At 50.2% G+C, this 10,106-nt stretch carries 9 protein-coding genes; all 9 read left to right on the top strand.

What is annotated here, in order from left to right; translation table 11 throughout:
* The first annotated feature begins 448 nt into the window (after positions 1 to 448).
* A complete protein-coding gene (locus PHU49_10170) occupies positions 449 to 1,525 on the top strand; it encodes a hypothetical protein (GenBank protein MDD5244372.1) in 1,077 nt (358 codons plus the stop codon).
* Positions 1,506 to 2,105, top strand: a complete 600-nt coding sequence (locus PHU49_10165; GenBank protein MDD5244371.1) for an RlmE family RNA methyltransferase — start codon at positions 1,506 to 1,508, stop codon at positions 2,103 to 2,105. The genes PHU49_10170 and PHU49_10165 overlap by 20 nt, the downstream gene beginning before the upstream one ends.
* Before the next feature lie 505 nt (positions 2,106 to 2,610).
* Entirely contained in the window at positions 2,611 to 4,773 is a 2,163-nt protein-coding gene (locus PHU49_10160) for an AMP-binding protein (GenBank protein MDD5244370.1), read from the top strand.
* 42 nt (positions 4,774 to 4,815) lie between these two features.
* Positions 4,816 to 5,520 carry a lipid-binding SYLF domain-containing protein gene (locus tag PHU49_10155; GenBank protein MDD5244369.1) on the top strand — a complete coding sequence of 235 codons (705 nt, stop codon included), beginning with the start codon at positions 4,816 to 4,818 and terminating at the stop codon, positions 5,518 to 5,520.
* Positions 5,521 to 6,136: 616 nt separating this feature from the next.
* Positions 6,137 to 6,526, top strand: a complete 390-nt coding sequence (locus tag PHU49_10150) for a type II toxin-antitoxin system VapC family toxin (GenBank protein ID MDD5244368.1) — start codon at positions 6,137 to 6,139, stop codon at positions 6,524 to 6,526.
* Between the two features lie 4 nt (positions 6,527 to 6,530).
* Complete coding sequence (locus PHU49_10145; GenBank protein ID MDD5244367.1) at positions 6,531 to 6,755, top strand: type II toxin-antitoxin system Phd/YefM family antitoxin; 225 nt, start codon at positions 6,531 to 6,533, stop codon at positions 6,753 to 6,755.
* Positions 6,756 to 7,147: 392 nt separating this feature from the next.
* Positions 7,148 to 8,278: an ABC transporter permease gene (locus tag PHU49_10140; GenBank protein ID MDD5244366.1), complete on the top strand. Its 1,131-nt coding sequence runs from the start codon at positions 7,148 to 7,150 to the stop codon at positions 8,276 to 8,278.
* Positions 8,278 to 9,102, top strand: coding sequence for an ATP-binding cassette domain-containing protein (locus PHU49_10135; protein ID MDD5244365.1), 825 nt, complete (start codon positions 8,278 to 8,280; stop codon positions 9,100 to 9,102). Before PHU49_10140 ends, PHU49_10135 begins: the two co-directional genes overlap by 1 nt.
* Positions 9,103 to 9,128: 26 nt before the next feature.
* Positions 9,129 to 10,064 (top strand): MlaD family protein, encoded by a 936-nt coding sequence (locus tag PHU49_10130; protein ID MDD5244364.1) that lies wholly within the window; start codon positions 9,129 to 9,131, stop codon positions 10,062 to 10,064.
* Positions 10,065 to 10,106: the final 42 nt, after the last annotated feature.

Here is a 10,106-nt window from a genome sequence, read left to right as displayed (position 1 = left end):
AGGCAGGGTATAAAGTAGCAAAATGATGAAAGAAGAGAATTTCGAATTACTAATTTCGAAATTCTAAACAAGCACGAATGTTCCAATGTTCGAAACAATTGAACAAAATAACTATATCATTGCGGGCAAAGCGCGGCGTTTTGTCATTGCGAGCGTAGCGCGGCAATCTCGTTCAACAGGTCACAACAGATCGCCACGTCGCTTCGCTCCTCGCGATGACAACAAAGAGTATGGCTCCTCGCGATGACAACAAAGAGTATGGCTCCTCGCGATGACAACAAAGAGTATGGCTCCTCGCGATGACAACAAAGAGTATGGCTCCTCGCGATGACAACATGTTTAGAACATTTGATATTTGAATTTCGATATTGTTTAGGATTTAGAAATTAGGATTTCGTGCTTAGCAATTGGTGTTTAGGATTTCTAATTTATTGCAAAGGAACTCGGCATGGATCAGATTATACAGTCGATAAGAAGCGGTACCGACATTGAAAAACATGCAGCGGCCTTTTCGTCACTTACGAAGGGAGAAAAGCTCGTTGTCCTGGGACAGGTCAGCAACATAAAATCGGAATTCTCCGGACAATTCCTGAACGCCGTCTATCCCGGAGAGACAGACAAGGACGTCCTGAAGGTTATCAGGAAATCGATCTTCCGTCTCAAGTCGGCGGGCATCAGGGTTGAAGAACCAAAGGCAACCGGTGAGCCTGTTCTCAAAAAGGTTACAGAGACCCGGGAAAATAAGGGTTTTATGTCTAATTATGATGATATGGGAACCCGCGTTATCCTTCTTGTCTTCGGTATCAAAAAGAACAGCTTCATCTTACTCAACGCAATAAGTCACTATGCTGAAGGTCTCCTCGAATTACACACCGCGCCGGTCGATAAACAGAACCTCGAGATGATCGTCAACGAATATCGCCGCAGCACATCGAAACAGATCGTTTTCGCAGAGGTCTCACCGCGCTACGCGAGCCTCCTTATCGAGGAGGCATGCACCACCTCGGGCAGGTTCGCCGAAGAGATAAAGCAGATGAAACCCCTCAATGCCCGTTTGACCGGCGGCATCCGGAAGACAGCCGATATCTACGACCTCGCCGTGCCGGAGGGAACCGGTAGCGTATCTCCTGAAACGGTTTTTGCGCATGACGTCTTTGCGCCCTTCAAGGTCACCTGGGAAGGGATGGACGACGACAGGAAGGAATATGCAGGACTGGGCGGCTCGACGATTGTCCTTCCTCCCTATATAGTCGAGGAGAAAAAACAGGAATTCATCAGGACCCTTGTCGCCGGAGATCCCTTAGCATCTTATGTCCCCCGCATAAAGAGGCTCATGGAGGATTACGCATACCTCTTTTACGCGACGAACGACCTCCCGTACTACAAAGGGTTGATAGAATATCTCAGAAACGAAAACTCCCCGCAGGAGACATTATCCCGGTTCATTACACGATCTCTTGAAGAGACAGAAGAAAAACCGCAAGACGGCCTCATCGTAAACCCCTATGGCACGGTTCGTCCTTAAAGATACCTTTTATAAAAAGGCCAAACAGGAAGGGTTCAGGGCGAGGAGCGCCTATAAGCTGCAGGAGATCCAGAACAGGTTCCGCAGCATCAAAAAGGGCGATGTAGTGCTCGACCTCGGATGCGCGCCGGGGAGCTGGCTGCAGCTCCTCTCCGGAATGGCCGGCGAAAAGGGGAAGGTCATCGGCATCGACATCCTCCCCACGCCCACGCTCCCGGCAAAGAACATCATGACAATTGAGGCAGACATAAGAAAAAAGGATATTGGGGATGTCCTTTCCGAAAACGCTATTGATCGTTTCGATGTCGTTACCTGCGATATCGCCCCCAACCTGTCGGGTATCCGCGAAGTCGATGACGCGCGGATCGAGGAACTCTTCGGGGCTGTTCTTAAAACCGTTGATGCAGGCCTCAAACCCGGCGGTCACTTCATCATCAAGTCTTTTTTCACCGGTGTCCAGAAAGGCATCTCGGAAAAACTGCGCAACCGTTTCAATAAGGTATCCACCTATAAGCCTGCCGCGTCACGAAGCGTCAGCTCGGAAGTGTACTTCATCTGCCAGGCAAAACACGATAAATAACCGAGGGACGAAGGACGTCCGCTGTGCTGGGACGAGGGACGAGGTGCGGGGAGCCACATTCTTTCTTGTCATCGCGAGGAGCTTACTTTTTCTTGTCATCGCGAGGAGCGAAGCGACGTGGCGATCTCAAAAGATGGGATTGCCGCGCTCCGCTCGCAATGACAAGACGCCGCGCTCCTCTCGCAATGACAACAAGGGAAAACCGAAGTCTGTCTGCTGACGACTTTTTTATCCATCAATGATCAGCTTAAGGTCTTTTTTGTTTTGGCTGGCTGCTGACGGCTGAAAGCTGACTGCTGATTTATAGAGGGGGCGACCCCCTTACGGGGACAGGCGTGAGCCCCAAAATATGTTATAGCCCATTCTTGGGCGAGAGGGGGTGGCTCCGGCAGCTTTGCTGCTGGAGGGGGCGACCCCCTTACGGGGACAGGCGTGAGCCCCATTAATATGTACTTGACACAAACAGCGTGTTCATATAGTTATGAAAGGGAAGGTAACGGATTAGATGTTCAGCAAGTATCCCATTCTGAAAACAATCGTCGAGGAAGCCTGCCGGCTTCTCTTCAAGGTCTATTTCTTTCTTTTCCACAGGGTAAGGGTCGAGGGGCTGGAGAACGTGCCGAAGGGACTTGAAAAGCTGATAATCATCTCCAACCATGAAAGCCTTATCGACGGGGTACTGCTCTGGACCTATTTGGATCTTAACCTCAAGATCCTTGTGAGCAGGACAAGGGCCCAGGAACGCCGTTTCAGGTTTTTCATGCAGAACGATTACGCGGTACCGCTGGATACGATGAACCCCTATTCCCTGAAAGGGATCATCGACAAGGTGAACAAGGGCACGCCGCTCCTTGTCTTTCCGGAAGGAAGGATGACAAAAACGGGGAGCATCATGAAGGTCTATGAAGGGACGGGATTTGTCGCGTACAAGACAGGGGCATGGATACTGCCTGTCCATCTCAGCAATACCTACTCGACGATATTTTCCAAAAAGAAGGAGAACCGCAGGAGGATCTTCGCACCCGTTGCGATCACCATCGGAAAGGTCCTTGAGCCCATAGCCCTGGAAGATATGGTGCCGAAGAAGCGGAAGAAGAAGGCCGCGGCAATGATCTACAAGGCCCTCTGCGATATGACCTACGAGGCGACAAACAGGCCTTCAACGCTGCCGCACGAGTTTATCAGGCTCGGCAAAGGGAACGGAAGCAGGATACTATACAAAGACTCGACAGGGAAGGAGGTAAGCTACAGGAGATCACTGACAGGCGCCTTTGTACTGGGGGGCTGTCTCGCAAAGCTGCCCGATAAGAACATCGGCCTGCTCCTGCCGAACCTGACCGTCACGGCCCTTATCTTCATGGGGTTGCAGCTTTTCAGGAAGGTACCGGTCTTCCTTAACTACGCGACCGGCCCGGCTGCACTGCAACATTCCATGGAACTTGCCGATCTCGCCACCATCATAACGTCGCAACAGTTTCTTGAACGGACCAGGATCAACCGGTCTGTCTTTGAAGGAAAGAACGTTATCTTTATCGAAGAGCTGGGGGAAAAGATAGATTTAAAACAGAAGTTTACAGGCATCATGCGTAGCATATTTCCCGGTCCTTATGCGCTGATGAGACCGGGTGAGGAAAAAGAGACGGCGGTGATCCTCTTTACCTCCGGTTCCGAAGGCGTACCCAAAGGGGTCTGCCTCTCCCATGAGAATATCATCTCCAACATCCGCCAGGCACTCACAAAGGTAGACGTGCGGGAGACGGATTATTTCCTTAATGCCCTGCCGGTCTTTCACAGCTTCGGCCTGACCATCGGTACCATACTGCCGATGTTCGCCGGTGCAAAGGCGTTTCTCTATGTGAGTCCCCTCCATTACAGGGTCGTGCCGGAGATAGCCTATGACGAAGGGTGTACGATCTTTATAGGGACCAACACGTTCCTGAACGGCTACAGCAAAAAGGCGCACCCCTACGATTTCTATTCCATGCGGTACATCTTCTGCGGGGCCGAGGCATTGAGCGACAGCGTATTCGACAGATACGCAAAGGTCTACGGCGTGCGGGTCATGTCGGGGTACGGCGCCACGGAATGTTCCCCGATCATCAGCATCAACAATGCCCTCGAACATGAATACGGGACAGTGGGGAAGATATTGCCCGGTATGGAATACAGGCTTGTGCCCGTTGAGGGCATCGACAATGAGCAGGGGAGGGTGGGCAAGCTTTACATCAAAGGCAAGAACGTGATGAAGGGGTATCTGAAAAACGAAAAGGCGAACGAGAAATTTCTCGTAGAGGATCAGGGCTGGTATGATACGGGCGATATTGTGGAGATCACGGAGGACGGTTTTATAAGGATAGTGGGCAGGCTGAAGAGGTTTTCCAAGATCAGCGGGGAGATGGTCTCCCTCACGGCGGTGGAAGAGGCCCTTGCCGGTCAATTCGGTGAACGCAAGGAGGTTGCCGTCATGGCCGTTTCGGATGAACGGAAGGGCGAGCGGCTGATCATCGTTACAAACAGCAAAGATGCCGAACAGAAGACGGTAAGGGAGATATTGAAGGCAAAGGGTTTTTCCGACCTCGCCTGTCCGAGAGAGATCCGGTACATGAAGGATATACCCAAGCTCGGCACCGGGAAGATCGACTACGTGCGGCTGAAGGAACTGCTGTAACGACCTGGCAGCCGGAAGAAGGCTTAAATAAAGGAGGGACATATGAAACGAAAAGGTTTAAGGAAACGTTATACAGGCTTATTGGTTCCGGTATTAGTATCTTTTGTTTTACTCATTATCACCGTCCTGCCTGCGAGGGCGGCCGATAAGGAAGAGGCACAGGCGATTGTCGATAAGGCGAGGATCACCTTCAGTTCCTTTGCGAGGGACAAAAATTACAGCTATCTCAACGATCACCTCAAGGACGTCAAGGGCCTTTTGATCTTCCCGCAGGTACTCAAGGCCGGTTTTATCCTCGGAGGCTCCGGCGGAACAGGCGTCCTCACAGCAAGGGACTCGAAGACAGGCAACTGGAGCGAGCCTGCCTTCTATACCATCGGCTCAGTGAGCTTCGGGCTCCAGATAGGCGGTGAAGCCGCGGAAGTCATCATGATGATTATGAGCCAGAGGGCAGTCGATTCCCTTCTCACCACATCGGTCAAACTGGGCGGTGATACATCTATTGCCCTCGGCCCTGTCGGCACCGGCGCAAAAGGGGCCATTACCGCGGATATCATCTCCTTCGCGAAATCCAAGGGCATCTACGCCGGATTAAACCTCGAGGGCTCTGTCGTGAAGGTGAGAAATGGTCTCAACGAGGCATACTACGGCAAGGAAGTAGACCCTGCTGAGATCATTATAAAGCAGGATGTAAGCAACAAAGGGTCAACCCGGCTTCGTGCAGCATTAAAAAAGGCAGCGAAGTAGTTAACGGAGGATGGGCATCGGCGTCGGGCTTTCCCCGCAAACACGCTCATTCCGCTCCAGCGGCTTGCTGTTACCGGGGCTCACGCCTGTCCCCGCAAGGGGGTCGCCCCCTCTTCGGGCATAAGCCCGAAGAGACTCCCCCTCTCGCCCACGGTGTGGGCTGGTTTATACCGCTCGCGTTCATTGGGTTTGTTGAGTTTACTCTTAGCTCTCAGCTCTCCGCTCTCTGCTGCCTTTCTCTCACGACGGTTTGCTACAGGGACGGTTTAATTGCGAGGTTAGTCTCGAGCAACAAGCCCGACGCCGATGCCCGTCCTTTAAATAAAGGGGCTCATAGCCTGTCCCGTCCTGCCGTGATCGCTCCCGCCAGCATCGAGTATCGAGTGACGAGTATCAAGTATCCAGCATCCGGAAAAAGGCATATTGTCTTTTACTCCGTAATATCAGCAAAAACCATTTAACAAATATTTTCATGCTGCATTTTATAGAAAATACAGGAATATTTTGGTTGATTTTTTTGTCTGGTATATCATCTAAATAAATACCAAGTTGGTATATTAAGTGTTATGGCAAATATATATTGACAACTTGATAAATGAGTTGTACAACTAATTACATGGAAGTAGTAGTTGATGCAAGCGCCTTTCTTTCCGTTGTTTTTAATGAAGCTGACAGAAAATGGGTCATTGAAAAAACATCAGGCTTTTCTCTTATTGCGCCGGAGATACTTCCCTACGAAATAGCCAATGCGCTGACGGCGATGAAGAAGAAAAGACGCTTAACAGATCGGGAAGCGCTTAAAGCATTTAACATATCGCAAGGCATTCCGGTAAGGCTTGTGCCTATAAGAATATATGATGCTTTAAAAATTGCTATTAGGCGTAATATCTATGCATACGATGCCTTTTATATTCAGTGCTGTCTTGAGACAAAATCACCCCTCATCAGCCTCGATGCCCGCATGGGCGAAGTTGCGGAAAGTTTATCAATAAAGGTGGCGACATAATATCATGAAAATATATACTTATTCTGAGGCTAGAGAAAAACTTTCAAGGATCCTCGAAGAATCTAAGATTGAAGAGGTAGTAATTAAACGTCGCAAAGGTGATATGTACACCATTGTTCCTAAATCCACCCGCACTCGCCGTTCCCCATTCGACGTACCAGGCTTGAGCAAAAGTATTTCCAGACAGGAAATACTGGAAGCAATCAGTGAATCAAGAGAAAGGTCATAACGTAGGTAATTTGTGTAACTTATTCATGATATTTTCACTCTTTTTATCATCTTTGATACCGCAACACGCGATACGCCAAACTGATGCACTGTTTCTGCAGCCGACATATGGTGGCAGTAAGTTAGTTACCAAAGTTACCAACGTCCCTGAACATGGTCCCTGAACATGTCCGTGGCGATCCACGGGTATAATCTATTAATGAGATTGCCGCGCTCCGCTCGCAATGACAGAACGCCATGCCCTGCGGGCTCGCAATGACCTATTACCTCTTACCTTTCACTATTCACTGCCTTATTCGTACAACAACTTGTTGAATTGAAAACATTCTTACCATATAATGATTTTATTGTCCTTATGGAGCGTCTATTATAAAAACATCGGAGATAACATATTTGAAGCAGGGTGAACTGCGTTTTGAGAGGTCAACGGAAAACACCCTTACTATCAATGTTTCAGGGGAGTGGAGACTTACCGACGCTCTTCCCTCTTCCGACGCTCTCATGAGAGAGATCGATGCGGTAACGCAGCCGCAACGAATAGTCTTTGACGCGCAGGGGCTTGAGGGATGGGACAGCGGTCTTCTGACCTTTCTCATCAGATTGAAGCATCACTGTTCCGGAAAGGAGACTACTATAGATTTCGGAGGATTGCCCCGGGGCGTCCAGCGGCTCCTCAACCTCGCATCCACAGTCCCGGAACTGAAAGAGGCACACAGGGAATCGATCCGTGTATCGTTGCTGACACACATCACCCATGCAGAGGTAACCATATGGCACGCCCTCCTCGAGATACTGAGTTTCCTTGGGGAGGTCTCTGTCGCTTTTGTCAGGCTCTTTACCGGCAGGGCCAGGTTCCGCCGCTCCGATCTCATGCTGATCCTTGAACAATGCGGCGCAGATGCCCTTCCTATCGTCTCCCTTATCAGTGTACTTGTCGGCCTCATCCTTGCCTTTGTCGGTTCCATACAGCTCAAGATGTTCGGGGCACAGATCTTTATCGCCGACCTTGTCGGCATCGCGATGACACGGGCAATGGGGGCCATCATGGTAGGGATCATCATGGCAGGACGCACCGGTGCAGCATTTGCGGCAAGGATCGGCACCATGCAGGTCAATGAAGAGATCGACGCCCTGAAGACTGCCGGCATATCGCCTGTCGAATTCCTTGTTCTTCCGAGGATGATCGCCCTGACCCTTATGATGCCGCTCCTTACCCTCTATGCGGATCTGATGGGCATGCTGGGTGGGCTTATTGTCAGTGTAACAGGGTTTGGCATCGGGGTGAACGAATACTTTCAGGAGACAAAAGAGGCGGTGGGCCTGACGAATATATGGATCGGGCTTTTCAGCGGTTTTGTGTTTGGTATCCTTGTCTCCTTTGCGGGGTGTCTCCGCGGGATGCAATGCGGGAGAAGCGCCTCCGCGGTCGGCGATGCAACGACATCAGCAGTGGTGACGAGTATTGTGAGCATTATCATTGCAACCGCGATCATCACCATACTATGCGACGTACTGGGGCTCTGATGGAAAAGGATAAGGCTGCTATTGAGATCCCTGAACCTCACATCATTGTCCGTGATCTGACGATGGCATACGGGGAACACGTGGTCCAACAGGATATAACATTTACGGTCAACCGCGGTGACGTCTTCATTATCATGGGCGGCAGCGGGTGCGGCAAAAGCACACTCTTGAGGCACCTTATCGGTCTCAAGGAACCCGTTAAGGGCGAAGTATTGTATGGAGATGTGAATCTCTGGGACCTGACCCCTGATGAACGGGAACAATTCATGAGACACTTCGGGGTTCTCTACCAGAGCGGGGCCCTGTGGAGCTCAATGACGCTTGCAGAGAACATATCCCTGCCGCTTGAGCAATACACCGACTTAAGCCATGCCCAGATCAGCGAGATCATATCACTTAAGCTTTCCCTCGTTGGCCTTGCAGGCTTCGAGGATTATTATCCCTCTGAGATCAGCGGCGGGATGAAAAAACGTGCCGGCCTTGCCCGCGCCATGGCCTTCGACCCCGAGATACTCTATTTCGACGAACCGTCTGCCGGGCTGGACCCTATTAGCGCGAAACTTCTCGACGATCTCATCCTCGAGCTCCGCGACAGCCTCGGTACCACTATTGTCGTCGTAACACATGAACTGGCAAGCATCTTTGCCATAGGGAACAATTCGGTATTTCTCGACGCGGATACAAAGACTATGATAGCATCAGGTGACCCGAAAAAACTCCTTGCCGAATGTAAGAACCCGACGGTCCACAGCTTCCTCACCAGGGGGGGTACGGAATCACGGTGTCGCGCCGAGCACAGTAACGAATACGCGACAGAGGGGTAAGAAAACACTGAAAAAGGAGAAAAGCGATGGCAAAAAAGGCGAGTAAGACCTTAATCGGTACATTTATCGTGAGCGCCCTAACGCTTGCCATTCTGGCTGTTTGGGTCTTCGGGTCAGGCAAATTTTTTGCCGATAAACTACCCTACGTGATGTTCTTTGATGGTTCCGTAAAGGGACTCAACGTAGGTTCTCCGGTCGTATTCAGGGGCGTTAAAATAGGTACTGTCACTAATATTGTGTTACGATACAGTTATACGAACAGATCCTTTCTCATCCCTGTCTATGTCGAGCTGGACCCCAGGGCGGTCATTACCGACAGACCGCTTGTGTCGGGTCAACAGGACCAGTTTACCCAGCTTATTGAAAAAGGTCTCAGGGCACAGCTCCAGATGCAAAGTATCGTTACCGGTCAGCTTATGATCTACCTCGATTTCTTCCCTGACAAAAAGATCAGGCTTGTAGGTCTTGAAGACAGGTACCCGGAGATTCCAACCATACCTTCCAGTATCGATGAGATACTGAAGACAGCGGAAGCGATCAACTGGAAGGGGCTTTTTGATAAGATCAGCAACGCTATCGATGGGATCGATAAAGCAGTCAATTCCAGGGAATTCACTTCAAGCATCAAATCACTGGATGAGGCAAGCAGGGAACTCAAACCTGTTCTTTTAGCCATAAAAGACGCGACAGTAGATATACGCAAGATTGTCGCAAAGGGTGATAAGATACCGGAGCAGGTTGAACAAACACTGACAATTGCCAACAAGACCCTGCAGGAAGCAAAACAAACACTCATATCCTACCGTGAAATCGTCTCAGAAAACTCGGTGCTGACTCATGAAATCAATACGACCCTCGAGGAGGTATCAAATACGGTCCGTTCGGTCCGTTATCTCACAGACTACCTCGAACAACATCCTGAATCATTGATCTCAGGAAAAAAGACCAGTAAAGGAGAATAACATGAGAGACCATGTCTTTTTCCGTATAGCCATATTGTCTAT

The organism is Syntrophorhabdaceae bacterium, from assembly GCA_028713955.1.
GTDB lineage: Bacteria > Desulfobacterota > Syntrophorhabdia > Syntrophorhabdales > Syntrophorhabdaceae > UBA5609.
Note: the sequence above shows the minus strand (reverse complement) of the source record. Positions and strands in the feature narration are given on the sequence as shown.

What these genes read in the sequence shown, in the direction of transcription:
- PHU49_10150 (MDD5244368.1), top strand. Translation starts at nt 6,137, where the DNA reads ATGGAAGTAGTAGTTGATGCAAGCGCCTTTCTTTCCGTTGTTTTTAAT.
- PHU49_10170 (MDD5244372.1), top strand. Translation starts at nt 449, where the DNA reads ATGGATCAGATTATACAGTCGATAAGAAGCGGTACCGACATTGAAAAA.
- PHU49_10135 (MDD5244365.1), top strand. Translation starts at nt 8,278, where the DNA reads ATGGAAAAGGATAAGGCTGCTATTGAGATCCCTGAACCTCACATCATT.
- PHU49_10160 (MDD5244370.1), top strand. Translation starts at nt 2,611, where the DNA reads ATGTTCAGCAAGTATCCCATTCTGAAAACAATCGTCGAGGAAGCCTGC.
- PHU49_10155 (MDD5244369.1), top strand. Translation starts at nt 4,816, where the DNA reads ATGAAACGAAAAGGTTTAAGGAAACGTTATACAGGCTTATTGGTTCCG.
- PHU49_10145 (MDD5244367.1), top strand. Translation starts at nt 6,531, where the DNA reads ATGAAAATATATACTTATTCTGAGGCTAGAGAAAAACTTTCAAGGATC.
- PHU49_10130 (MDD5244364.1), top strand. Translation starts at nt 9,129, where the DNA reads ATGGCAAAAAAGGCGAGTAAGACCTTAATCGGTACATTTATCGTGAGC.
- PHU49_10165 (MDD5244371.1), top strand. Translation starts at nt 1,506, where the DNA reads ATGGCACGGTTCGTCCTTAAAGATACCTTTTATAAAAAGGCCAAACAG.